The following is a 22,832-nucleotide window of genomic DNA, read 5'->3' as shown; positions in this document are numbered from 1 at the left end:
ATGCCGGCAAACACGCAGCACGCCAATGGCCTGGCGTTTTCCGATGCGCTGATGCGCGAAGTGAAGCAGCGCTTTCTCAACGTCGACCACGACCACCACGGGCGCGAGCGCCTCTATTTCGACAACGCAGGCGGCTCGTTCCGGCTCAAGGCCGCGGCCGAGCGCTTCGCGCAGGTCGATGCCATTCCCGACAACGCCGAGCGCATCCACGCCACCGCCGTCGAGCTGCAGCAGATCCAGGCCAGGGGCACCGACGACGTGCGCACCATCCTCAATGCACGGGGCGGCAGCGTCTATGCGTCGCTGACGGCATCGGGCGCGATGTTCGACATGGTGCGCGCAGTGGCCGAGAACGTGCCGGGCACCAACATGGTCACCACCGTGCTCGAGCATCCCTCGTCGTTCGATGCGATGAGCCTCTATGCCCAGAAGGCCGGCCGCGAACTGCGGGTGGCGAAAAGCAACCGCGAGACCGGCGGCGTCGATGCCGACGAGATCGTGCGGCTGGTGGACGAGAACACCTGCCTGCTCAACGTGATCCATGCCTCGAACATCTCCGGCGCCAAGCTCGACCTGGAACAGATCGTGCGGCGCGCGCGCGAGATCAAGCCCGATCTCTACATCGTGGTGGACGCCGTGCAGCATGCGCCGCACGGCCTGATCGACCTGCAGAAGACGCCGGTGGACGGCATCAACATGGCGCCCTACAAGTTCTTCGGCTGCCGGGGCTCGGGCCTGTCGTGGGTGTCGGACCGCGCGGCGCGGCTGCCGCACCACAAGCTGGCGGGCAAGAAGCCCGACTTCTGGGACCTGGGCAGCTCCGCGCCCTGGCAGTTTGCCGTGCTCACCGAGATCGTGGACTACGTGTGCTGGCTCGGCGGCCATTTCTCCGATGCCACCGAGCGCCGGGCCTTGTTCGAAGCGGGCATTGCGCACATCGAGCTGCACGAGCGGGCCTTGCTGTCGGCGCTGCTGGACGGAAGCGGCGGCGCCGCCGGCCTGCGCAGCATCGAGGGCGTGAAGGTCTTCCTCGACCATCCGGACCTGACGAAGCGCGACCTGATCATCGGCATCGGCTTCGAGCACCTCGACTGCACGCAGGCGGTGGTCGAGTACGGCAAGCGCGGCGTGACGGTCTACGAGCGCGTGGCGAGCAGCATCTATTCGAAGCGCATGCTCGATTCCTTCGGCCTCGAAGGCACCGTGCGGGTTTCGCCGCTGCACTGCCATTCGGCGGCCGACATGGAGAAGTTCCTGCGCGTGACGCGGGAGATCGCGCTCAGCGCGAATGGACCGCGGACAGGAAGCGCCGGATGACAGGCACCACCTGCGCGAGATGCGTCTCCAGCAGCCAGTGGCCGCCGTCGGTCAGCACCAGCTCGGCCTTCGGAAGGTCGCGCAGGTAGGCGCGCGCGGAGGCCTCGGGCATGTAGCCGTCGTTCGGCCCCCAGACGATGAGCGCGGGCGGCTGGTGTTCGCGCAGCCAGGCCTGGTAGCGCGGAAACCATTCGAGGTTTTCCTTCAGGCCTTCCATCAGCAGGCGTGCGAGCTCCCGGCGCTGCGGCGTGTTCATCAGCGGCCAATGGAGCCTCCACAGGTCGAGTGGAATCTGCGCGGCCTGGGCTTCGGAAACCTCGCCGACGAACTCGGCGCGGAAGCCCTCTTCGCTCACTGCTTCTTCGAGCACCGCGCGGTTCTTTGCGGACGGGTCGCGCCAGAAGGCCTGGATGGCCTTGTACTTGGGTCCGAGCGTGTCTTCGTAGATGTCGCCGTTCTGGATGATCACAGCGGCCACGCGCTCCGGATGCCGGATGGCCAGGCGCAGGCCGATCTGCGAACCGTAGTCGTGCAGGTAGAGCGCGTAGCGATCGAGGCCCAGCTTGCGGCAGAAGGCCTCCAGAAAGCCCGCATAGGCATCGAAGTCGAAGCCGAAGGCCTCGGCGGGCGGCGTGTCGCTGAGGCCGAAGCCCGGGTAGTCCGGCGCCACCAGGCGCCACCGGTCCGCCAGCGCGGGCATGAGCCGGCGGTACTGGAACGACGAGCATGGATAGCCGTGCGGCAGCAGCAGCACCGGCGCATCGCGCGGGCCGGCTTCGCGGTAGAAGATCTGCATCCCCTCGACTTCGACGAAGCGATGCGCGACCGCATGGGCATCGGCCGTGAGGGTGGGCGTGGAACTGCGTTCGATCATGCAACCCATGCTGCACGCCGGGGCGCGAAGGCGCTTGTAGGCGCCGACTGATGCGCGGCGTCGGACGCCCGCAACGCGGGCGCTGCGTTCGATCAGGCCAGCAGGTCGCTCAGCGTGCGCGCAATCACCTTGGTGGCGCGGCGCAGGTCCTCGAGCACCACGCGCTCGTCGCTGCGCTTGGCGTGCGACTCGAGCACGGTGCGCGGGCCGGCGCCGTAGATCACGCCCGGAATGCCGGCTTCGCCATAGAGACGTACGTCGGTGTACAGCGGCGTGCCCATGGCCTTGATCGGCTCGCCGAAGACTTGCTGGCCGTGCTTCTGGATCGCATCGACCAGCGGCTTGTTGCCGGCCAGCGGTTTCATCGAATTGGCCAGCAGCAGGCGTTTGATCTCGACCGTGATGCCGGTGCTTTCCGCGGCCGCACCGGCGATCACCTGGCGGATGGTGGCTTCGACCTCGGCCGGGTTCTCTTCGGGGATCATTCGGCGGTCGAGCTTGAACACCACCTTGCCGGGCACCACGTTGGTGTTGGTGCCGCCTTCGATGCGGCCGACGTTGAGGTAGGGGTGCGTGATGCCCTCGACCTTCGACGTCACCTGCTGGTAGAGCGTGTTCTGCGCGTAGAGCGCATTGAGGATCTTCACCGCGCCCTGCAGCGCATCGACGCCGGTGGTGGGGATGGCGGCGTGGGCCATCTTGCCGTGCACCGTCACTTCCATCTGCAGGCAGCCGTTGTGGGCGGTGACCACTTCGTAGCTGAAGCCGGCCGCGATCATCAGGTCGGGCTTGGTCAGGCCCTGCTTGAGCAGCCAGCCCGGGCCGAGGATGCCGCCGAATTCCTCGTCGTAGGTGAAGTGCAGTTCGACGCTGCCCCTGGCGGGCCTGGCCACGGCCTCGAGCGCGCGCAGCGCGAAGGTGAAGCTCGCGAAGTCGCTCTTGCTCACGGCGGCCGCGCGGCCGTAGAGGCTGCCGTCGGCAATCTCGCCGCCGTAGGGGTCGTGCGTCCAGCCTTCGCCCGGGGGCACCACGTCGCCGTGGGCGTTCAGGGCCACGGTGCGGCCACCGTCGCCGTCCTTGCCGTACTTGCGGCGCACGATCAGGTTGGTGATCGACTCGAGGCCGTAGTCCTTCACTTCCTGCGCAGGCACGGCGTGCTTCTCTGCCTCCAGGCCGAAGTCCTTCAGCAGCTCGGCCGTGCGCTCGGCATGCGGCGCATTGTTGCCGGGCGGCGTGTCGGTGGGCACCTGCACCAGTTGCTGCAGGAACTGCACTTCCTCGTCGAAGTGGGCGTCGATCCAGGCGTCGAGCTTGGCGTAGTCGGTCATGGTTTTCTTTTCAGTGGGCTTGTTCGGCGGCGAGGTTGTCCAGCAGGTGCTGGAAAGCCTGCACCGCGAGCTGGATGTCGTCGTTGGTGCTCGATTCGAGCGGGTTGTGGCTGATGCCCGAGTTGATGCCGCGCACGAAGAGCATGGCCTGCGGCATCACCTCGTGCAGCTTCATGGCGTCGTGGCCGGCGCCGCTGGGCATGCGAAAGAGCGGCACGCCGAGCGATTCGACCGCCTTTTCCCAGCGCTGCTGCCATTCGGGGGCGCTGGGTGCGGCGGCTGCGCGCATGGCCTCCTCGATGACGAAGCGCACGCCGCGGCGATCGGCAATCTCCTGCAGCGCGGCCAGCACGTCGCGCACCACGGCGTCGCGCTGCGGATCGTTGGGTGCGCGGATGTCCAGGCTGAACTTGCAGCGTCCGGGCACCACGTTGATCGAGCCGCTCGGCACTTCGAGCATGCCCACGGTGGCGACGGAGTCGCCGTCCTTCGCCGCACGCTGCTCGGCGAAAAGGATCAGCTCGGCCACCGCAGCGGCTGCATCGCGGCGCCGGCCCATCGGCGTGGTGCCGGCATGGCTGGCCATGCCGATCATCTCGCCCACGTAGCGCACGCCGCCGTTGATGGAGGTGACGATGCCCAGGGGAACGTCGAGCTCGGTGAGCACCGGACCCTGTTCGATGTGCACCTCGACGAAGCCGAGGTAGCGCGCCGGGTCGCGCTGGATCTTCGGAATTTCTTCTTCCTTCAGGCCCGCGTGCCGCATGGCCTCGCGCATGGTGATGCCGTCGGCATCCTTCTGGTCGAGCCAGCGCGGATCGAAGTGGCCGATGAGCGCGCCCGATCCCAGGAAGGTGGCCTTGTAGCGCTGGCCTTCTTCCTCGGCAAAGCCCACCACCTCGAATGCGAACGGCAGGCGCCGGCCCTGGCGCTTGAGCTCGCGCACGCAGGCTACGGCCACGAAGATGCCCAGGCGGCCGTCGTATTTGCCGCCGTTGCGCACGGTGTCGTAGTGCGAGCCGGTGAGCAGCGCCTTGGCACCGGGCGTCGCGCCTTCGTAGCGCCCGACCACATTGCCGACCGCATCGATGTGCACCGAGTCGAAGCCGCAATCGCGCATCAGGTTTGAAATTTGCGCGGCGCAGGCGCGGTGCGCATCGGTCAGGTAGGTGACGGTGAGCTGGCCCTTCTCGGCATAGCCCGGGTCGGTGTGCGCCGAGAGCGCTTCGTGCCAGTCCCACACGTCGTTGCCGAGCGAGACATCGGCGCCGAACTTGTCGTCGAGCCGGATCTCGGCGATGCGGTGGATGTTGCGCAGCGCCTCGCCAAGCTCGAAGTCCGGGTGATGGTGCAGCCGGCGCTCGAAGGTGTCGATGATCTCGCGCTTCGAAAGCCCCGTGCCGCGCGGCCCGCGCACCGCCAGGATGAACGGAAAGCCGAACTTCGCGTTGTAGTCGGCATTGAGCTGCTGGATCTTCGCGAACTCTTCGGGCGTGCAGTCGGTCAGGCCGGCCTTGCCCTGCTCATGGGTCGATTCGGCCGTGAGCGTCTTGCTGACCATGGCCTTGCCCGCGAGTTCGGGGTGGGCGCGGATCAGTCCCAGCTTTTCGTCGGCCGAGGCCGCGGCCACCGCCTGCACGAGCGCATGCTTCAGCTGCGCGAGCGAGCGGAACGGGCGCGCTGCGAGCGCGCGCTCGGCGATCCACGGCGAATGTTCGTAGGTGCCGTCGAGCATCGCCAGGGCATCGCCCGGCGTTGCGGCGTTCAGTTGGTCGAGGGTCAGGCTCATGACGGGTCTCCTGTGGCGGCCGCTTCGAAGGGATGCGCCTGCTTCCAGTGGCGCGCGATGTCCACGCGCCGGCAGACCCACACGCCCTCGTGCTGGCCGATGTGATCGAGAAAGCGCTGCAGCGCGGTGATGCGGCCGGGCCGCCCGAGCAGGCGGCAGTGCATGCCGATGCTCATCATCTTGGGGCTGTTGTCGCCTTGCGGGTCGCCTTCGGCATAGAGCGCGTCGAAGCTGTCCTTCATGTACTGGAAGAACGGGTCGGCGTGCGAGTAGCCCTGCGGCAGCGCAAAGCGCATGTCGTTGCAGTCGAGCGTGTAGGGCACGATGAGCTGCGGTACCACGGTGCCGTCGGTCTTCTGCACCTTCATCCAGAAGGGCAGGTCATCGCCGTAGTAGTCGCTGTCGTATTCGAAGCCGCCGTAGTCGGCCACGAGGCGGCGCGTGCGCGGGCTGTCGCGGCCGGTGTACCAGCCCAGGGCGCGCTCGCCCGTGAGCTTCTCGATGGCTTCCATGCCCAGGCGCATGTGCTCGCGCTCGGTGGCCTCGTCGAGGTTCTGGTAGTGGATCCAGCGCCAGCCGTGGCAGGCGATCTCGTGGCCGAGTTCCTTGAAGGCCGCGGCCAGCTCGGGGTAGCGCTCGAGCGCCATGCCCACGCCGAACACGGTGAGCGGCAGGCCGCGCTTCTCGAACTCGCGCAGGATGCGCCAGACGCCCGCGCGCGAGCCGTATTCGTAGATGCCTTCCATGCTGATGTGGCGGTCCGGGAAGCTCGCCGGATTGAACATCTCCGAAAGGAACTGCTCGGAGCCCGCGTCGCCGTGCAGCGTGGCGTTTTCGCCGCCCTCTTCGTAGTTGAGGACGAACTGCACCGCGATGCGCGCGCCGCCAGGCCACTGGGCATGGGGTGGGTTGCGGCCGTAGCCGACGAGGTCGCGCGGGTAGGGCAGGGTGGTGTCGTAGACGGTCATGGAATGTTCAGGACAGTGCAAGCGAGATGTCGTTGGTCGGCACCTTGCGGTCGAAGGTCAGGTTGGCCTCGACGTGCTCCAGGTGTTCGGTCATGAGGCGCACGGCGCGCTCTTCGTCGCGCGCGGCCAGCGCCTTCACGATGTCGGCGTGCTCGTCGTTGGAGTGCTCGGCCGCGCTGGTGCTCTGGTACATGAGCGTGATGAGGGCGCAGCGCGAGATCAGCTCGCCGAGGATCTGCGCCAGCACCTGGTTGCCCATGAGCTCGGCCATGCGCACGTGGAAGTCGCCGAGCAGCTCGGTGCGGCCCGAGATGTCCTCGCCCGACACGGCGGACTTCTCCAGCGCCACGTGCTCCTTGAGCGCCTTGATCTTGGCCGGCGTGACGGTGCGAACGAACTCGCGCGTCATTTCGGCCTCGAGCATGCGGCGCACCGCGAACACCTGCCTGGCCTCGTCGACCGCCGGGGCCGCCACGAAGGCGCCGCGTGCGGGCTCCAGGCGGATGAGCTTGTTCTGCGACAGCTGGAACAGCGCCTGGCGCACCAGCGTGCGCGACACGCCGAAGTGGTCGGCCAGCTTCTGCTCGGCCAGCTTGGTGCCGGGCTGCAGCCGGTGCTCGACGATCGCCTTGGTGAGCGCGTCGACGATCGAACGGGTGGTGGAGGACTCCATGTTTTTCATGATAGACCCAAAGCCGGTAACTGTATACACTTTTGTCCACCGGAATTTCCCGCACCTGATTCGACCTTCGAAGGAGCACCCCATGGGCTTGAGCACTCACGTACTGGACACGATGCACGGCGGCCCCGCGGCCGGCATGGAGGTGGCGCTGTACACCACCCAGGGCGACGACGCCACGCTGGTGAAGCGCTTCACGCTGAATTCGGACGGCCGCAGCGACGCGCCGCTCTACGACAGCCACTCGCTCAAGGCCGGCACCTACCGGCTGGTGTTCGACGTGGCGGGCTACTTCAAGGCGCGCGGCGTGAAGCTGCCCGAGCCCAACTTCCTGAACAAGGTGTCGCTGGACTTCGGCGTGGCGCACACCGACCAGCACTACCACGTGCCGCTGCTGGTGAGCCCGTGGAGCTACTCGACCTACCGCGGGTCGTGATCGTCCACGGAGTCAAAGGGGGAGGTATTGCTCCTTCCCCTTCCGGGGGAAGGCCGGGATGGGGGCTGCCCCCGTGCCCGATGGATGCGCCGCGTGCCCCCACCCCAACCCTCCCCCGGAAGGGGAGGGAGCCAAACCGGGGACTCGGCTCGCGCTCAGTCCCCCTGCTGCTGACCTTCCGTCAGCGTATCGAGCTGGAAGCGCCCGCTCTTGTCCCAGAGCCAGGTGTCGGTCCAGGTGACCGGCCCGAGACGGGTGGCGGCGGGGAAGGGCGCGGCCTTCAGCACCATGCGTTCGATCTCGGCGACGACCTCGGGCGCATGCTTGGGCGCGCGCATCCAGTGCATCGACACCACGCGGCCGCCGGCATCGAGATTCACCTGCAGCGTGCCCACGGCATAGAGCAGCGGCGGCAGCTGGCCGCCATAGATGCGCGAGCGGTTGATCTCGTAGATATGGCGCGCGGCATCGCGCCGGTAGTCGCGCGCGGTAGCCGCGTTGGACGCGCGCGGCGCGGGGCCGCTGGCGCCGCGGTCGGCCGTGGCGCTGCTGAGCTGGCCGGGCACCGAACCGGTGGTGCCGCATCCGGCGATCCAGAGGGCACAAAGGGAAGAGGCCAGGAGGGCGAGACGGCGCGGCGTAAGCTGACGGTTCATCGTCTGGTTTATACCGTGAGTCACCCGCACCCCCGCAACCGAAGGTATCGAGAATGAACGGCCTGGTCGATCAGCTGATGGCACGCCTGGCCCGCGAAGACGCGGTGCTGGTGCGCGTCGAATCCACGCAGGGCTCGGCGCCGCGCGAGGCGGGCACCTGGATGGCGGTGTGGGCCGAAGGGCTCACGGGCACCATCGGCGGCGGCCAGCTCGAGTTCCAGGCCACGCAGGAAGCGCGCGAACTGCTCGCCGGGCGGCGCGCCATCGACGGCGTCGAACGCTATCCGCTCGGCCCGAGCCTGGGCCAGTGCTGCGGCGGCGTGGTGTTTCTCTCGTACCGCCGCATCACGGCCGCCGATGCGCCGGCCTTGCAGCGTGAGCTGGTCGCGCAGCTCCAGCCCGTGGCGCTGTTCGGCGGCGGCCACGTGGGCGCGGCGCTCGCGCGGCTGCTGGCGGGGCTGCCGTTTTCGGTGCGCTGGATCGACAGCCGCGACGGCGTGTTTCCCGAGGCGCTGCCGGCGCAGATCGAGACCGAGCATTCGGAGCCCGTGCAGGACGCCGTGGCCGGGCTCGCGCCGGGCAGCCGCGTGCTGATCATGAGCTTCAGCCACGCCGAAGACCTGGACATCGTCATCGCCTGCCTGAAGCGCCTGCGCGCGCACGGCGACCTGCCCTACATCGGCCTGATCGGCAGCAAGACCAAGTGGGCCACCTTCAGCCACCGGCTCGAGGCGCGGGGCTTCACGCCCGACGAGCTGGCCCGCATCACCTGCCCGATCGGCGTGCCCGGCATCACGGGCAAGGAGCCCGAGGTGATCGCGGTGGCGGTGGCGGCACAGTTGTTGCAATCGCTGGGCTGAACAGGGTTTTCCCGGCGGCGACGCCATCAAAAAAGCATCCCGTCACTTGCCAAAACTGTATACACTTTCGGTCCACAACAAGCCGCAGCGGAGCGAGGCCCATTTTTTCATGGAGCCTGCGTTCGCGGCACTTTCTCTGCTTACAGCGCCCGCAGTGGTGAGCAGGCTGAAGAAACCCCTTCGCGGCGTTCCCACGCGCCGAAGGGGTTGAGAGAGAGCACCACATGGAAAGCTATTACCTCGACTGGGCCAACCTGCTGCTGCGCTGGGTCCACGTCATCACCGCCATCGCCTGGATCGGCGCTTCCTTCTACTTCGTGATGCTGGACAACAGCCTCGAGAAGCCGCAGGACGCCGAGTCGCTCGACAAGGGCGTGGGCGGGGAGCAGTGGGCCGTGCACGGCGGCGGCTTCTACAACATGCAGAAGTACGCGCTGGCGCCCAAGAGGCTGCCGGACCACCTGCACTGGTCGTACTGGGAGAGCTACAGCACCTGGCTCACGGGCTTTGCGCTCTTCACCATGTCGTACCTGTGGAACGCGAGCACCTACCTGATCGACAAGTCGAAGATGGACTGGCAGCCCGGCGCCGCCATCGGCGTGGCGCTGGCCTTCTTCGTCGTGTTCTGGATGGTCTACGACGGCATCTGCCAGATCTTCGGCCGCCGCAAGAACGGCGACACCATCGTCGGCGTGCTGATCGCGCTCTTCATCGTGTTCGCGACCTGGCTGGCCTGCCAGTGGTTCGCGGGCCGCGCGGCCTTCCTGCTGGTGGGCGCGATGATGGCCACCACGATGAGCGGCAACGTGTTCTTCTGGATCATTCCGGGCCAGCGCAAGAACGTGCAGGCCCTGCGTGAAGGCCGGCCGGTCGATCCGGTGCACGGGCAGCGCGGCAAGCAGCGCAGCGTGCACAACACGTACTTCACGCTGCCGGTGCTGTTCGCGATGCTCAGCAACCACTACAGCTTCACCTACACCCACAAGTACAACTGGATCGTGCTGCTGCTGATCATGCTGGGCGGCGCGGCGATCCGGCAGTTCTTCGTGGTGCGGCACCGCTTCAAGCTTGGCAACGCGGGCAATCCGCTGCCCTATGCGCTGATCGGCATCGTGGTGCTGGGGCTCACCATCGTCTGGATGAAGCCCGAGCCGGCGGCCGCGCCCGTCGCCTCGGCAGCGGCGCCCGCCGTGGCGTTCAAGGACGTGCAGAAGGTGCTCGAGCAGCGCTGCTTCATGTGCCACGGCGAGGCCGTGCAGATGAAGAACGTGCGCGTCGATTCGCCCGAGCAGGTGGCAGCACATGCGCAGGCCATCTACCAGCAGGTGGTGGTGACGAAGATCATGCCGATGAACAACGCGACCGGCATCACCGACGAAGAACGCGCGCTGGTCGGCCGCTGGTTCCAGGCCGGCGCGAAAACGAACTAGACCGGAGTCAGGAGCGGGGGGCGCCGTTCCCCGCACAATTGCCGGTTGGAGACAAAGCAAGCCATGACCGCATCGAACCCGTCCTCACTGCCCACCCCCGATCCGCGCGAGGCCCCGCGCGCCTTCCTCGAACATCTCTACCGCGTGGCGGTGGACCGCGCGCTGCCGCTGTCCACATTGGGCGCCCATCTGCCCAGGCCGCCCAAGGGCCGCACGCTGGTGCTGGGCGCCGGCAAGGCCGGCGGCTCGATGGTGCAGGCGCTCGAAGCCCTGTGGCCGGCCGACGCGCCGCTCTCGGGCCTCGTCGTCACGCGCTACGACCACATCCCGCCGCGCCCCGAGGGCGTGCCGCAGCGCATCGAGCTCGTCGAAGCCGCGCATCCGGTGCCCGACGCGGCCGGCCAGCAGGCCGCCGAGCGCATCCTCGCGCTCACGCAGGGTCTCACGGCCGACGACCTCGTGCTGTGCCTGATCTCCGGCGGCGGGTCCTCGCTGCTGGTGCTGCCGGCCGAAGGCCTGACGCTGGCCGACAAGCAGCGTATCAACAAGCAGCTGCTGGACAGCGGCGCCGGCATCGGCGAGATGAACTGCGTGCGCAAGCACCTGTCGCGCATCAAGGGCGGCCGTCTGGCCGCGGCCTGTGCGCCGGCGCGCGTGGTGACGCTCACCATCAGCGACGTGCCGGGCGACGACCCGGCCGTCATCGCGAGCGGCCCCACGGTGCCCGACGCCACCACCTGCGCCGACGCGCTCGCCATCCTCGACCGCTACGGCATCGAGCTGCCGGCGCCGGTGCGCGCGCGGCTCGAGAGTGGCGAACTCGAAACGCCAAAGCCGGAGGACGCGGTCTTCAAAGGCCATGAAGTCCACCTGATCGCCACGCCGCAGCAGTCGCTCGAAGCGGCCGCCAAGGCAGCACGCGAGGCCGGCATCGAGGCCCACATCCTCAGCGACGAGATCGAAGGCGAATCGCGCGAGGTCGGCAAGGTGCATGCCGCGCTGGCGCGCGCCGTGGCGCACCGCGGCCAGCCGTTCGCACGGCCCTGCGTCATTCTCTCGGGCGGCGAGACCACCGTCACGATCCGCCCGCGCCAGCCCGGCCAGGCCAAGGGCCGCGGCGGGCGCGCCGGCGAACTGTGCATGGGCCTGGCCTGCGCGCTGATGGGCCAGCCGCAGGTCTGGGCGCTGGCCGCGGACACCGACGGCATCGACGGCGTGGAAGACAACGCCGGCGCCTTCGTCACGCCCGACACGCTGGCGCGCGCCACGGCCGCCGGAAAGAAGCTGTCGGACCACCTGGACCGCAATGACGCCTACGGCTACTTCGACGCCATCGGCGACCTGTTCGTGACCGGCCCCACGAACACCAACGTGAACGACTTTCGCGCGCTGCTGATCCTGTAGCGGCTGTAACGGCCAAAGGGGCCGGTTTCCCGGCTCCGGCGGGCTTCGCGAACTCGGGTTAATCTATGCACCCGGCGGCAATTTGCCGCCGCTGTCGCAAGCGCACCTTCCGGGTGCCGCGCCGCGCACCCAGATTTCCCCTTTTCATCATCCAGTCCTCGAAGGAAAAGTTCGCCATGACCGCCACCTACACCGACACCCGCCTGCTGATCGACAACGAATGGGTCGACGCCACCGGCGGCAAGACGCTGGACGTCGTGAACCCGGCCACCGGCAAGGCCATCGGCAAGGTGGCGCATGCCAGCATCACCGACCTCGACCGCGCCCTGGCCGCCGCCCAGCGCGGCTTCGAAACCTGGCGCAACACGCCCGCCAACGAGCGCGCCGCCGTCATGCGCCGCGCGGCCGGCCTGATCCGCGAGCGCGCCCCCGAGATCGCCAAGCTGCTGACGCAGGAGCAGGGCAAGCCGCTGGCCGAGGCCAAGGGCGAGACGCTGGCCGCCGCCGACATCATCGAATGGTTCGCCGACGAAGGCCGCCGCGTCTACGGCCGCATCGTGCCTTCGCGCAACCTGAATGCGCAGCAGCTGGTGATCAAGGAGCCGCTGGGCCCGGTCGCCGCGTTCACGCCCTGGAACTTCCCCATCAACCAGATCGTGCGCAAGCTCGGCGCCGCGCTGGCCACCGGCTGCTCGTTCCTGGTCAAGGCGCCCGAAGAAACCCCGGCTTCGCCCGCCGCGCTGCTGCAGGCTTTCGTCGATGCCGGCATTCCGCCCGGCACCGTGGGCCTGGTGTTCGGCAACCCGGCTGAAATCTCGAACTACCTGATCTCGCATCCGATCATCCGCAAGGTCACCTTCACAGGCTCCACCCCGGTCGGCAAGCAGCTGGCCGCACTGGCCGGCTCGCACATGAAGCGCGTCACCATGGAGCTGGGCGGCCACGCACCGGTCATCGTGGCCGAGGACGCCGACGTGGCGCTGGCGGTGAAGGCCGCAGGTGCTGCCAAGTTCCGCAATGCGGGCCAGGTCTGCATCTCGCCGACCCGCTTCCTGGTGCACAACAGCCTGCGCGAGGAATTCGCCCGCACGCTGGTCAAGTACACCGAAGGCCTGAAGCTCGGCGACGGCCTGGCCGAGGGCACGACCCTCGGCCCGCTCGCCAACGCGCGCCGCCTCACGGCCATGGCCCACGTGCTGGAAGATGCGCGCAAGAAGGGCGCCACCGTGGCAGCCGGCGGCGAGCGTGTCGGCGACACCGGCAACTTCTTCGCACCCACCGTGCTGACCGACGTGCCGCTCGACGCCGACGTGTTCAACAACGAGCCCTTCGGCCCCATCGCGGCGATCCGCGGCTTCGACACGCTCGAGGAAGCCATCGCCGAAGCCAACCGCCTGCCATTCGGCCTGGCCGGCTATGCCTTCACCAAGTCGATCAAGAACGCGCACCTGCTGAGCCAGAAGCTCGAACTCGGCATGCTGTGGATCAACCAGCCCGCCGCGCCCTCGCCCGAGATGCCGTTCGGCGGCGTGAAGGATTCGGGCTACGGCTCGGAAGGCGGCCCGGAGGCGCTCGAGGCCTACCTGAACACCAAGGCTGTTTCGATCATGAGCGTCTGAACGGCCGTTCGGTCCGCTTCGGTTCTTGTAAAAAACGGCATCGCTTTGCGGCGGTGCCGTTTTTTTTATGCTTTATTTCAGGGCGCGCTCCCGCCGACGGGGTACCTTGCTCCGCGAATGTCCCCCGGCCTTCGGCCTCCTCCTTAATTTCGCTGCGCAAGGCACCCCATCGACGGGAGCGTTATGCGCAGCGGTCGTTGATCAGCGATACACCAGCAGCGTGCCCTCGTGCACAGGACATCGGGTGCTCCCCGCAGCGAAATAAAGGAGGAGGGGCGCAGCCCCGGGGGACATTCGCGGAGGGGAGTACCCGGTGGCCTGTGCACGCGCCCCGAATGAAGCGCCCTGAATAAAAGCGCCCAAAACAGAACATCACTGCCACCCAAACCGTCGCGCATACCACCCCTTGACCGCCTGCGTGAGCGTCGCATACCCCGCCAGCATCGCGGTCAGCCACGGAAAGTAGGCCAGCGGAAGCGCCTGCAGCCTGAAGTAGTGCGCGAGCCGCCCCATCGGCAGCCAGATGCCCGCCGCGGCAATCGCTGCGCCCATTGCCAGCAGCGGCCAGGCCGCGCGGCTTTGCAGGAACGGGATCTTGCGGGTGCGGATCAGGTGCACGACCAGCGTCTGCGACAGCAGGCCCTCGACGAACCAGCCCGACTGGAACAGCGCCTGGTGCGCCACCGTGTTGGCCGAGAACGCGAACCACATCACCGCGTAGGTCAGGATGTCGAACACCGAGCTCAGCGGCCCGAAGAACAGCATGAAGCGGCCCAGGTCGGCCGGGTTCCAGCGCTGCGGCTTTTGCAGGAATTCGGCGTCGACGTTGTCGAACGGAATCACGATCTGCGACACGTCGTACAGCAGGTTCTGCACCAGCAGATGCAGCGGCAGCATCGGCAGGAAGGGCAGGAACGCGCTGGCCACCAGCACCGAGAACACGTTGCCGAAATTCGAGCTCGCGGTCAGCTTGATGTACTTCAGCATGTTGGCAAAGGTGCGGCGGCCTTCCACCACGCCCTGCTCCAGCACCATGAGGCTCTTCTCGAGCAGGATGATGTCCGCCGACTCCTTGGCCACGTCCACTGCGCCGTTCACCGAGATGCCGATGTCGGCCGCACGCAGCGCGGGCGCGTCGTTGATGCCGTCGCCCATGAAGCCCACCACATGCCCGTTCGCATGCAGCGCACGCACGATGCGTTCCTTGTGCGCAGGCGTGAGCTTGGCGAACACCTGGTGCTGCTCGGCCAGCGCGCGCAGGCCGGCGTCGTCCAGCGCCTCGATCTCGCGCCCCAGCACCACGCGGCCGGCCTCGATGCCGACGTCGACGCAGACCTTGCGCGCGACCAGCTCGTTGTCGCCCGTCAGCACCTTTACCGCCACGCCGTGCGCGGCCAGCGCGCGCAGCGCGGGCGCGGTCGATTCCTTCGGCGGATCGAGAAACGCGACGTAGCCCAGCAGCGTGAGCGCCGTTTCGTCGGCCACGCCGTAGGCGACCTGGACCGGCCGTTGCGCCCCCGCGGCCAGCACGCGGCTGGCCACGGCCACCACGCGCAGGCCCTGGGTGTTGAGCTCCGACGCGATGCCGTGGATGCGCGCGAGAACATCAGCATCGAGCGGCAGCACCTCGTCGCCGCGCTCGACCGAGGCGCAGGCCGAGAGAATCTCTTCCAGCGCGCCCTTGCAGATCAGCAGGTGCTCGCTGCCGCCGTTCTCCACCACCACCGACATGCGGCGGCGCGCGAAGTCGAAGGGCACCTCGTCGATCTTGCGCCAGGCCGTCTGCAGACGCGTTTCCAGCTGCATCTCGGCGTGGCTCAGCACGGCCTTGTCGAGCAGGTTCTTCAGGCCCGTCTGGTGGAAGCTGTTCAGGTAGGCCATCTGCAGCACGTGGTCCGAGGCTTCGCCCCAGGCGTTGGTGTGGCGCTCCAGCACGATGCGGTCCTGCGTCAGCGTGCCGGTCTTGTCGGTGCACAGCACGTCCATGGCGCCGAAGTTGTGGATGGCTTCCAGCCGCTTCACGATCACCTTCTGCCGCGACATCACGACCGCGCCCTTGGCCAGCGTGGCGGTCACGATCATCGGCAGCATCTCGGGCGTGAGGCCGACCGCGATCGACAGCGCGAACAGCGCCGCCTCCCACCAGTCGCCCTTGGCCACGCCATTGATCACCAGCACCAGCGGCGCCATCACCAGCATGAAGCGGATCAGCACCCAGCTCACGCGGTTGATGCCGGCCTGGAACGCGCTGGTGCCCTGGTCGACGGCGGTCACGCGCTGCGCCAGTGCGCCGAAGAAGGTGCGGCTGCCGGTGTGCACGATGAGCGCGGTGGCGCTGCCGCTGACCACGCTGGTGCCCATGAAGAGCAGGTTGTCGCGCTCGAGCACGCCGGCTTCATCGCTGCTGCGGTCGGCGCTGAATTTCTCCACGGGCATCGCTTCGCCGGTCAGCGCGGACTGGCTGATGAACAGGTCCTTGGCGGCGAGCAGCCGGCAGTCGGCCGGGATCATGTCGCCGGCCGAGAGCGCGATCACGTCGCCCGGCACCAGTTCGCGCATCGGCACCTCGGCGCGCACCGCCTCCGCATGCGGGGCGCCGGCGCCTTCGGCGGGCGCGGGCCGCAGCACGGTGGCGGTGTTGCTCACCATCGCCTTGAGCCGCTCCGCAGCCTTGCCAGAGCGCGATTCCTGCACGAAGCGCAGCACCGTCGACAGCACCACCATGCTGCCGATCACGAGCGCGGCCTTCATGTCCTCGGTCACGTAGGAGACCAGAGCCAGCACCGTCAGCAGCAGGTTGAACGGATTGCGGTAGCACTGCCACAGGTGCGTCCACCACGGCAGCGGCTGCTCGTGGCGCACCTCGTTGCCGCCGAACTGCTTGCGCAGCGCCTGCGCCTCGTCTTCGGCCAGGCCTTGCGGCGAGCTGTGCAGGCTGGCCAGCATGGCGCCGGCATCGGCACGCGATGCGGCGGACAGTGCCCTGGCGATGTCGGGCGGCATGGCCGCCGAAGCCGTGCCTGCGGGCTTCGAGCCCAGCAGCGTCTGCCAGCGCTCGAAGTGGTGCAGCATGCGGCGGCTGCGCAGGAAGCTCTCGAAAAGGGACTTCAGGACGTTCTTCATTTTGTATTCCTTCACGGCGCCGGCCGCGAAGGGAAGAACCTCCCGCGTCAATCAGGCGTGGGAATCCCCTGGCGGCGCGGCGCGCTGCATTTCGGTGTGGTCGATCGGGCGGGCGAGGGGTGGCGCACAGGGGCGCCAACGAGAAGCGGGATCCATCAGGCCTCCTTGTTTCTTGCGTGTCCGGCGGTGGGGGCGGTGCGGCGCGTCAGCGCTGGCCGGCGCGCGGCGGCCGCTCGAGCAGCAGGAAGAAGCTGCGGATGCGCCGCGTGGTCCAGAGCGCGGCGGCGCGGTCCAGCATTTCGTTGTCGATGTCCTGCGCCGTGACCGCACGCGTCGGCGCATGCGCAGACGCGCGAGCGGATTCCTGCACCGGCTGGTGTTGCTGCTGCAGGTGCTGCTGACGAGACTGGAATTGACGCATGGCAAGGCTCCTTCGCATGAAGGAGCCTCGTGCACGGACACACGCAAGCTGACTGAAAAAGTCAGTGACGAAGAACGGCGGGATTCGGAAGGGAGAACCGCTGGCCTGGAATGGCGAACGGGTCAGGCTGCGTGCACGGCGGCCGCAGCGCAAAAGAGCCTGCGCTAGAGGGCCGGATGTGTCACGCCTGCCGAGGCACGCGTCTTGTCACTGATCCAACTGGCACTGTCCACGCACGGGGCTCCGAAGTAAAGATGCGGGATTGTTGCACCGCATCACAAAGAGCGTCAACCTTTTTGGCGATGTCCTGTGGCGCGGGCAGGTCGTTGCCGCGCGGCGGCCAGGCTCAGTAGCACTGGAACAGCACGCCGGCCTCCGCTGGCGCCTTGCCGAGCCAGCGCGGCGCCTGGCCCTTGGCGCTGCAATGGTCGGCCGCCTGCGTGTACGTGGGAGCGCGCAGCACGCCTTCGCGCACGGGCACCACTTCGTTGGGGAGCGTCGAGCAGCCGGTGGCGAGCAGAGCGAATGGAAGAAGAGTGCGCCAGTTCATCGGGCCATTCTAAGATGCGGCCTCGTCGCAGAGCGCGCGGATCGCGGGTGGAATGGGCACCGCGCGGATGCCGCCGCCTTCGCGCTTCGCCGCGAAGATGCGCACCTCCTCGCATTCGAGGATCAGTTCGTCGCCGCGCAGCACGCGGTAGGTCTGCACGAAGCTCTTGTCGCGCCATTCGGTGATGCGCACCGCGATCTGCAGCGTGTCGCCGTAGCTCGCGGCCTTGACGAAGCGCGTGTGCGTGTCGACCAGCGGCGTGCCGATCACGCCCAGTGTCTGCGCCGTTTCTTCCCAGCGCGGCACGCCGCATTCGGCGAAGAAGTGGCGCGAGGCCGCATCGATCCAGCGGAAGAAGTTGGGGAACCAGACGATGCCGGCCGGGTCGCAGTCGCCGAACTCGACGCGTGCGGTGTAGGTGATCTCTTTGCTGTTGCTGCTCATCGGTTCATTCTCGCCGTCGGCGGCCACGGGGGGCGATGCGCGCGCTCAATCCGCGACGATCTTGCGGTCGCGGATCAGCGCGCCGAAGCGCTGCGAATCGGCCGCCGCGCGCCGCTGGAAATCGGCCGGCGAGCCCGGCAATGCTTCGCCGCCAAGCGAGGCGATGCGTTCCTTCACGGCCGGCAGTACGAGCGCGCGGTTGATCTGCGCGTTGAGTTGTGCCACCACCTCCGGCGGCGTGCCTGCGGGCGCATAGAAGCCGAACACGGTGTCGGCGTCGAAGCCGCGCAGTCCGGCCTCGTCGAGCGTGGGCACGTCGGGGAACTGCGGCGAGCGGTGCGGGCTGCCCACCGCCAGCAGCCGGAGCTTGCCCGCGCGCACCTGCTGCAGGCCGATGCCCGGGTCGAACGCATAGTCGATCTGGCCCGCCAGCAGGTCCTGCAGCGCGGGCGCCGCGCCGCGGTAGGGCACGTGCAGCGCGAAGACGCCGGCCTGGCTCTTGAACATCTCGCCCGCCAGGTGCGGTGAGCTGCCGTTGCCCGGCGAGCCGTACGACAGCTTGCCCGGGTTGGCCTTGAGGTACGCGATGAACTCCCGGATGTTGGTGGGCGGCAGCGCGGGCCTGGTTACCAGGAACACCAGCACGCGCGCGGCCGCCGCCACCGGCACCAGGTCCTTCGCGGGATCGAAGCTCATGCGCGAATACAGATGCGGGTTCACCGACACCATGCCGCCCGAACTCATGAGCAGCGTGTAGCCGTCGGCCGGTGCGCGCGCCACCGCTTCGCCGCCGACGTTGCCGTTGGCGCCCGCGCGGTTCTCGATCACCACCGGCTGCTTGAGCGCCTCCTGCAGCGGCTGCGAGACCGCGCGCGCGATCTGGTCGGCGGCGCCGCCGGGCGGAAAGTTGACGACCACCTTGATCGGCTTGGCGGGCCAGGTGTCGGCATGCGCCGGTGCCTGCGCACAGGCCAGCAGCGCGCAGGCGGCGGTGAACAGCAGGCGTCGCCGCCAGGGAAGGGCGTGGTGGGGCATGGGTGGTGTCTCCTGGGTTGTTTGTTGTGGAATCAGGGTCGGCCGGCGGTGGACGGCGGCCGCCTCATCCAGCGGATAGGCTGCGCCTGCACCGGCCGCGGTGCGGCACCGTGGCGCACCAGCGCGGCGTCGAGCGCCGTGCCGCCCTCGTCGGCCAGGGCTGCTTCGCGCGCTGCGGCAATCGCCTCGGCGCGTGCCGGCGCGGCGAGCGTTGCGCGGCCTGCGAGTTCGCCGATCACGTGCAGCAGGTTTTCCTTGCCGCGCTCGTTGGTGCTGCCGTAGCCCTTGATGAGCCGTCCGCACAGCGCCAGCTCATGGCCCAGCACCCAGGCCTCGCGCGTGCCGGCCTCCACCGCCGCGAGCCAGCGCTCGATCAGCGCCTGTTCCTCGGCAAAGCGATGGCCGCGGCGGCGCAGCCACTTCAGCGAAGACAAGAGGCGCAGGGAGGCCATGCCGAGCACCGAGTGGCTGCCCACCTTCAACGGCAGCGCCCAGGGCGCGAGGCCGCGTGCCTGCCGGCCGCGGTCCCATGCGGTGACGCGGCGCGCCAGGCCCGGCGGCAGCAGCGCGGCGAACTCGGCCGCGCCGGGCTTGAAGTGGTCGTAGACCTTCACGATGTCTTCGTCGGCCGCGCGCACCTCCTGCCGCACGCGCTGTGCGCGGCTGGCGCGGCCCTTGAGCGCGGCCACGCGCACGATGTCGTCGAAGGCCATCCACAGCGCGAGCCAGCGCGCGGCTGCGCGGGTGATGGCAAAGCCCTGTGCGCCGGCCGGGTCGGCGGCGCGCTCGGCATCGAGCAGCCGGCCCAGCCGCTCGGCATAGAGCGCGGCGTAGGCAGCGTCCTGGTAGTCGAGCACGCGCGCATGGCCGAGCGCAAGCATGTCGTGCACGGCGGGCGGAAAGCGCCGCGCGAGTTCGTCCGGCAATGCGCGCGGCGGTGGCGGCGCGTCGCGCGTGTCGGCGGCCAGCACGCTGCTCACGAAGGCGGCCTGCGCGCGCGGCGTGCCCACGGCCTCGAAGCCCGCTGCGAAGCCGCGCAGGCTGGCTGCAGCCATCCTGCCGAGCTTCTCGGGCGCGCGGGCATCGCCGCCGCGCACCACATGCTCGAAGGCCTCGCGCGGGAACGGGAACAGGCCGCTGCCAGCGATGGCGCCGAGCATCACCGCGCTGACCACCGTACCGGTCTCGCGCGCCACGGCATTCATGTCGAACACATGGTGTTCGCGGCTGAAGGCTTTCACCACGTCGAGCAGTCGCTGCGCATCGGCGCGCCCGTCGCCAGGCTGCATGCGCTCGGCGGTGGTGAAGATGCGCGCCGACGAACTGATGACCAGCGTGCGCAGCGGCGCGCTCATGCCGTTGCCGATCTGGCGCGCGGTCTCGAGCAGCTCCGACGACACGATGGCGTCGAGCGCGCCCGGCACCGGGCTCAGGCTGAACACCGGGCGCTGGCCGCCGAGTTGCGCGATCGGCACCGGGAACACCTCGATGTAGTAGGTGGTGGCGCCGGTGCGCTGCGCCACGCCGGGAATCGAAGTGCTCTGCGCGGCATAGCCGGCATGGCGGGCGATGTCGACCAGCCATTCGGTGAGCACGCCGCCGCCTTCGCCGCCGAGGGCGCAGACGAGCAGGGTGATGGGGCGGTTCTGTTCCATGTCGTCTCTCATGCGGGTTGCAGCACGCGCACCATGGCGCCGCGCAGCGCGTGCAGCAGGCGTTCATGCCACTTCGGGTTCTGCACCACCTCGGCGCGGTAGAAGCTCGGGCACAGCGTGGCCGCATGCGCGTTCTCGCCGCACAGGCCGCAGCCCACGCAGCCGTCGATCACGGTGGCCACGGGGTCGACCTTGAGCGGATCGGGGTTGTCCCTGAGCGTGAGCGTGGGGCAGCCCGACAGGCGGATACAGGCGTGGTCGCCGTTGCACACGTCCTCGTCGACGCCGTACTTCACGCGCACCACGCGCTCGCCGCGCTGAAGCAGGCCGGCAATCCAGGGCTTGATGCGGCGCTGGCGCTCGAGCTGGCATTCGCCCTCGGCAATCACCACCTTGAGGCCGTTGAAGTCGCTGGTGAGCGCCTCGGTCAGCGTCTTGCGCATGCGCTCCACGTCGTAGGTGGTGACGGTGCGCATCCACTGCACGCCCAGGCCCTTGAGCGTGGCCTCGATGGTCTGGTTCTTGTCGACCAGGCTCTGCTGCTTGTCGACGGCGCGCTCCTTCATCTCGTCGTCGGGCGTGGAGATGATGTCCTGCGTGCCGGTGGCCGAGGTGTAGCCGTTCTTGAAGATCAGCAGCACCGCGTCGTCGCCGTTGAACAGCGCGCTCTGCACGCCCGTGAGCAGGCCGTTGTGCCAGAAGCCGCCGTCGCCCATGATCGACAAGGTGCGGCGGTTCATCATCGGCGCCACGCCCGCGCGGCTCGCCAGGCTCATGCCGTAGCCCAGGATCGAATGCCCCATCGAGAAGGGCTCGAAGGTGCCGAAGGCATGGCAGCCGATGTCGGCCGCGATGTGCACCGGCCCCGTCTCCTGCTGCGCGAGCTTGAGCGCCGAGAACACGGGGCGCTCGGGGCAGCCGATGCAGAAGCTCGGCGGCCGGTTGGGCAGCAGCGTCTCGAGCTGGCGCGCCACGGCCTCGCGGCGCGCGCGGTTGCCGGCCAGCCAGGCCTGCGCGGAAGATGAAGCCTCGCTGGCCTCGATGTATTTCGCGGCGAACGCGCCGAGGCCGCCAGCAAGCACCTCGACGCCGTATTCGCCCGCTGCGGGCAGCATGTCCTTGCCGTGCAGCGGCGTCTGGATGTCGCGCCGGCGCAGCAGGGTGGCGATGTCCTGCTCGATGTATTCGGGCTGGCCTTCCTCCACCACCAGCACCGCGCGCTTGCCCACGCAGAAGTCGGCCACCTGCTCGGGCACCAGCGGGTAGGTCACGTTGAGCACCAGGATCGGGATGTCGGTCTCGCCGAAGGCGTCGGCCAGCCCCTGCTGCTGCAGGCTGCGGATCAGCGCGTTGTAGAGCCCGCCCTGCACCACGATGCCGAGGTCGGCATGGGCGCGGCCCGGAATCAGCTCGTTGAGCGCATGTTCGACGATGTAGCGCCGTGCGGCCGGAATGCGCTCGTCGCCCTTGAGCTTTTCATGGCGGAAGGTGACCGGCGGATGCGCGAGCCGCATGTAGTCGAAGCCCGCGGGCTCGCTCATCAGCGCGCGGGTCGACACCGCGGGCGCGATGTTGTCCTTGCACTCGAAGCTGCCGCGCACGTGGCAGGTGCGGATGCGCAGCTCCATCAGGCAGGGCATGTTCGAGGTCTCGGACAGGCGGAAGCCTTCTTCCACCATGCGCACCATCACGCCGAGGTCGGGCCGCGGATCGAGCAGGCACATGCTCGACTTGAGCGCATAGGCATGCGTGCGCTCCTGGATCACGCTGGCGCCTTCGCCGTAGTCCTCGCCCACCACCACCAGCACGCCGCCGGTCACGCCGGGCGACGACAGGTTGGAGAGCGCATCGGCCGCCACGTTGGTGCCGACTATCGACTTCCAGGTGACCGCGCCGCGCAGCGGGTAGTGGATGGAGGCGCCGAGCATGGCCGCGGCCGAGGCTTCGTTGGAGCAGGCTTCCACGTGCACGCCGAGCTCGTCCATGTAGGCCTTGCCCTGCACCATCACGTCGAGCAGGTGCGACACCGGTGCGCCCTGGTAGCCGCCTACGTAGGCCACGCCCGACTGCAGCAGGCCCTTGGTGATCGCGAGGATGCCCTCGCCGTGGAAGGTGTCGCCTGCGCCGAGGCGCAGCGTCTCCACTTCCTTGCTGAATGAAACTTCCATCGTGTCTCTTTTTTTCTGGGGGTCTCGCAGTGTGGTCGGCGCGCCGCCATACATCAATAAAATAAGCCAGCTATCC

The 22,832-nt window shown here is 68.5% G+C and carries 19 protein-coding genes; 6 read left to right on the top strand and 13 right to left on the bottom strand.

The features are described 5' to 3' along the window. A complete protein-coding gene (locus ACAM54_RS19295) occupies window positions 1-1,317 on the top strand; it encodes an aminotransferase class V-fold PLP-dependent enzyme (protein WP_369648637.1) in 1,317 nt (438 codons plus the stop codon). Here the strand turns inward: ACAM54_RS19295 and ACAM54_RS19290 are convergent. The 5 genes from ACAM54_RS19290 to ACAM54_RS19270 form a co-directional block, all read right to left on the bottom strand. Then, the gene (locus ACAM54_RS19290) at window positions 1,280-2,191 is read right to left on the bottom strand and encodes an alpha/beta fold hydrolase (protein ID WP_369648636.1); all 912 of its coding nucleotides are present in this window, start codon (window positions 2,189-2,191) and stop codon (window positions 1,280-1,282) included. The two genes, ACAM54_RS19295 and ACAM54_RS19290, sit on opposite strands and share 38 nt — an antisense overlap. 92 nt (window positions 2,192-2,283) lie before the next feature. After that, the gene (locus ACAM54_RS19285) at window positions 2,284-3,519 is read right to left on the bottom strand and encodes an ArgE/DapE family deacylase (RefSeq protein ID WP_145745365.1); all 1,236 of its coding nucleotides are present in this window, start codon (window positions 3,517-3,519) and stop codon (window positions 2,284-2,286) included. Window positions 3,520-3,529: 10 nt separating this feature from the next. After that, entirely contained in the window at window positions 3,530-5,308 is a 1,779-nt protein-coding gene (gene uraD, locus ACAM54_RS19280) for a 2-oxo-4-hydroxy-4-carboxy-5-ureidoimidazoline decarboxylase (protein ID WP_369648635.1), read from the bottom strand. Continuing rightward, entirely contained in the window at window positions 5,305-6,276 is a 972-nt protein-coding gene (gene puuE, locus ACAM54_RS19275; protein ID WP_309926950.1) for an allantoinase PuuE, read from the bottom strand. The genes uraD and puuE overlap by 4 nt, the downstream gene beginning before the upstream one ends. 7 nt (window positions 6,277-6,283) lie before the next feature. After that, a complete protein-coding gene (locus tag ACAM54_RS19270) occupies window positions 6,284-6,949 on the bottom strand; it encodes a GntR family transcriptional regulator (RefSeq protein WP_225612662.1) in 666 nt (221 codons plus the stop codon). Between the two features lie 91 nt (window positions 6,950-7,040). Between ACAM54_RS19270 and uraH the strand changes: the two genes are divergently transcribed. Continuing rightward, entirely contained in the window at window positions 7,041-7,391 is a 351-nt protein-coding gene (uraH, locus tag ACAM54_RS19265) for a hydroxyisourate hydrolase (protein ID WP_145745360.1), read from the top strand. Between the two features lie 155 nt (window positions 7,392-7,546). Here the strand turns inward: uraH and ACAM54_RS19260 are convergent, their stop codons facing one another. Beyond that, entirely contained in the window at window positions 7,547-8,047 is a 501-nt protein-coding gene (locus ACAM54_RS19260) for a hypothetical protein (RefSeq protein ID WP_369648634.1), read from the bottom strand. Window positions 8,048-8,100: 53 nt separating this feature from the next. Between ACAM54_RS19260 and xdhC the strand changes: the two genes are divergently transcribed. From xdhC to ACAM54_RS19240, 4 genes are all read left to right on the top strand, one after another. Further along, on the top strand, window positions 8,101-8,907 hold the full coding sequence (xdhC, locus tag ACAM54_RS19255; RefSeq protein ID WP_369648633.1) for a xanthine dehydrogenase accessory protein XdhC: 807 nt from the start codon (window positions 8,101-8,103) through the stop codon (window positions 8,905-8,907). A gap of 224 nt (window positions 8,908-9,131) precedes the next feature. Next, complete coding sequence (locus tag ACAM54_RS19250) at window positions 9,132-10,337, top strand: urate hydroxylase PuuD (RefSeq protein ID WP_145745354.1); 1,206 nt, start codon at window positions 9,132-9,134, stop codon at window positions 10,335-10,337. 63 nt (window positions 10,338-10,400) lie between these two features. After that, window positions 10,401-11,741, top strand: coding sequence for a glycerate kinase (locus ACAM54_RS19245; protein ID WP_369648632.1), 1,341 nt, complete (start codon window positions 10,401-10,403; stop codon window positions 11,739-11,741). A gap of 176 nt (window positions 11,742-11,917) precedes the next feature. Further along, the gene (locus ACAM54_RS19240) at window positions 11,918-13,360 is read left to right on the top strand and encodes an NAD-dependent succinate-semialdehyde dehydrogenase (RefSeq protein ID WP_369648631.1); all 1,443 of its coding nucleotides are present in this window, start codon (window positions 11,918-11,920) and stop codon (window positions 13,358-13,360) included. A gap of 372 nt (window positions 13,361-13,732) precedes the next feature. Here ACAM54_RS19240 and mgtA read toward each other — a convergent pair whose 3' ends face one another. The 7 genes from mgtA to ACAM54_RS19205 form a co-directional block, all read right to left on the bottom strand. Next, on the bottom strand, window positions 13,733-16,483 hold the full coding sequence (mgtA, locus tag ACAM54_RS19235; RefSeq protein ID WP_369648630.1) for a magnesium-translocating P-type ATPase: 2,751 nt from the start codon (window positions 16,481-16,483) through the stop codon (window positions 13,733-13,735). A 205-nt stretch (window positions 16,484-16,688) separates the two neighbouring features. Next, a complete protein-coding gene (locus ACAM54_RS19230) occupies window positions 16,689-16,904 on the bottom strand; it encodes a hypothetical protein (RefSeq protein WP_145745346.1) in 216 nt (71 codons plus the stop codon). A gap of 346 nt (window positions 16,905-17,250) precedes the next feature. Then, on the bottom strand, window positions 17,251-17,454 hold the full coding sequence (locus ACAM54_RS19225) for a hypothetical protein (RefSeq protein WP_145745344.1): 204 nt from the start codon (window positions 17,452-17,454) through the stop codon (window positions 17,251-17,253). Window positions 17,455-17,463: 9 nt separating this feature from the next. Further along, on the bottom strand, window positions 17,464-17,898 hold the full coding sequence (locus tag ACAM54_RS19220) for a thioesterase family protein (RefSeq protein ID WP_192322597.1): 435 nt from the start codon (window positions 17,896-17,898) through the stop codon (window positions 17,464-17,466). A 45-nt stretch (window positions 17,899-17,943) separates the two neighbouring features. After that, a complete protein-coding gene (locus ACAM54_RS19215; protein WP_369648629.1) occupies window positions 17,944-18,933 on the bottom strand; it encodes a Bug family tripartite tricarboxylate transporter substrate binding protein in 990 nt (329 codons plus the stop codon). 32 nt (window positions 18,934-18,965) lie between these two features. Then, the gene (locus ACAM54_RS19210) at window positions 18,966-20,588 is read right to left on the bottom strand and encodes an indolepyruvate oxidoreductase subunit beta family protein (protein WP_369648628.1); all 1,623 of its coding nucleotides are present in this window, start codon (window positions 20,586-20,588) and stop codon (window positions 18,966-18,968) included. Window positions 20,589-20,596: 8 nt separating this feature from the next. Next, complete coding sequence (locus tag ACAM54_RS19205; protein ID WP_369648627.1) at window positions 20,597-22,756, bottom strand: thiamine pyrophosphate-dependent enzyme; 2,160 nt, start codon at window positions 22,754-22,756, stop codon at window positions 20,597-20,599. Window positions 22,757-22,832: the final 76 nt, after the last annotated feature.

Origin of the sequence: Variovorax sp. V93, from assembly GCF_041154485.1 — a bacterium.
GTDB lineage: Bacteria > Pseudomonadota > Gammaproteobacteria > Burkholderiales > Burkholderiaceae_C > Variovorax > Variovorax beijingensis_A.
The sequence above is the reverse complement of the archived record's forward strand: the minus strand, read 5'-3'. Positions and strand labels throughout refer to the sequence as shown.

Excerpts from the sequence above, each read along its gene's own strand:
- ACAM54_RS19295 (WP_369648637.1), top strand. The coding sequence starts at position 1 with ATGCCGGCAAACACGCAGCACGCCAATGGCCTGGCGTTTTCCGATGCG.
- ACAM54_RS19290 (WP_369648636.1), bottom strand. The coding sequence starts at position 2,191 with ATGATCGAACGCAGTTCCACGCCCACCCTCACGGCCGATGCCCATGCG.
- ACAM54_RS19285 (WP_145745365.1), bottom strand. The coding sequence starts at position 3,519 with ATGACCGACTACGCCAAGCTCGACGCCTGGATCGACGCCCACTTCGAC.
- uraD (WP_369648635.1), bottom strand. The coding sequence starts at position 5,308 with ATGAGCCTGACCCTCGACCAACTGAACGCCGCAACGCCGGGCGATGCC.
- puuE (WP_309926950.1), bottom strand. The coding sequence starts at position 6,276 with ATGACCGTCTACGACACCACCCTGCCCTACCCGCGCGACCTCGTCGGC.
- ACAM54_RS19270 (WP_225612662.1), bottom strand. The coding sequence starts at position 6,949 with ATGGAGTCCTCCACCACCCGTTCGATCGTCGACGCGCTCACCAAGGCG.
- uraH (WP_145745360.1), top strand. The coding sequence starts at position 7,041 with ATGGGCTTGAGCACTCACGTACTGGACACGATGCACGGCGGCCCCGCG.
- ACAM54_RS19260 (WP_369648634.1), bottom strand. The coding sequence starts at position 8,047 with ATGAACCGTCAGCTTACGCCGCGCCGTCTCGCCCTCCTGGCCTCTTCC.
- xdhC (WP_369648633.1), top strand. The coding sequence starts at position 8,101 with ATGAACGGCCTGGTCGATCAGCTGATGGCACGCCTGGCCCGCGAAGAC.
- ACAM54_RS19250 (WP_145745354.1), top strand. The coding sequence starts at position 9,132 with ATGGAAAGCTATTACCTCGACTGGGCCAACCTGCTGCTGCGCTGGGTC.
- ACAM54_RS19245 (WP_369648632.1), top strand. The coding sequence starts at position 10,401 with ATGACCGCATCGAACCCGTCCTCACTGCCCACCCCCGATCCGCGCGAG.
- ACAM54_RS19240 (WP_369648631.1), top strand. The coding sequence starts at position 11,918 with ATGACCGCCACCTACACCGACACCCGCCTGCTGATCGACAACGAATGG.
- mgtA (WP_369648630.1), bottom strand. The coding sequence starts at position 16,483 with ATGAAGAACGTCCTGAAGTCCCTTTTCGAGAGCTTCCTGCGCAGCCGC.
- ACAM54_RS19230 (WP_145745346.1), bottom strand. The coding sequence starts at position 16,904 with ATGCGTCAATTCCAGTCTCGTCAGCAGCACCTGCAGCAGCAACACCAG.
- ACAM54_RS19225 (WP_145745344.1), bottom strand. The coding sequence starts at position 17,454 with ATGAACTGGCGCACTCTTCTTCCATTCGCTCTGCTCGCCACCGGCTGC.
- ACAM54_RS19220 (WP_192322597.1), bottom strand. The coding sequence starts at position 17,898 with ATGAGCAGCAACAGCAAAGAGATCACCTACACCGCACGCGTCGAGTTC.
- ACAM54_RS19215 (WP_369648629.1), bottom strand. The coding sequence starts at position 18,933 with ATGCCCCACCACGCCCTTCCCTGGCGGCGACGCCTGCTGTTCACCGCC.
- ACAM54_RS19210 (WP_369648628.1), bottom strand. The coding sequence starts at position 20,588 with ATGGAACAGAACCGCCCCATCACCCTGCTCGTCTGCGCCCTCGGCGGC.
- ACAM54_RS19205 (WP_369648627.1), bottom strand. The coding sequence starts at position 22,756 with ATGGAAGTTTCATTCAGCAAGGAAGTGGAGACGCTGCGCCTCGGCGCA.